The organism is Mesorhizobium sp. M3A.F.Ca.ET.175.01.1.1, from assembly GCF_004791945.1.
Classification (GTDB): Bacteria; Pseudomonadota; Alphaproteobacteria; order Rhizobiales; family Rhizobiaceae; genus Mesorhizobium.
On record NZ_SRTP01000153.1, the window covers coordinates 1 to 358 of the forward strand.

The 358-nt window shown below is 58.4% G+C and carries 1 protein-coding gene; it reads left to right on the forward strand.

The window, feature by feature from the left end; all coding sequences use genetic code 11:
* A partial coding sequence (locus tag EN818_RS31140) for a M24 family metallopeptidase (protein WP_135906656.1) occupies positions 1–325 on the forward strand: 325 nt, incomplete at its 5' end.
* Between the last annotated feature and the right edge of the window lie 33 nt (positions 326–358).

Consider the following 358-nt stretch of genomic DNA (forward strand, 5'->3'; position numbering starts at 1 on the left):
GCTCGCCGCCATTAGACCCGGCGTAACAAGTGGAGAAGTCGATGCTGCGTGTCGTGGCACTGTGGCTCGCGCTGGTCTCGCCCATGCCTTTCTTAATAGAATCGGCTACTCCGTGGGCGTTGGCATCTGTCCGGGTTGGGGTGAAGGATGGGTCATGGACCTAAAGGACGGAGATCCCCGCGTCCTGCACCCAGGCATGGTATTCCATATCGTGCCGGTGCTATTTCCCGAGCCGAACATTAGCGTAGGCTTCAGCGCCACAGTGCTCGTCACCGAGACCGGCGCTGAAATCATCTCGGATTACCCGAGGGAGATGGAATGCTGAAAGCCATCGACGACATCACTCCGTAAGACTGGG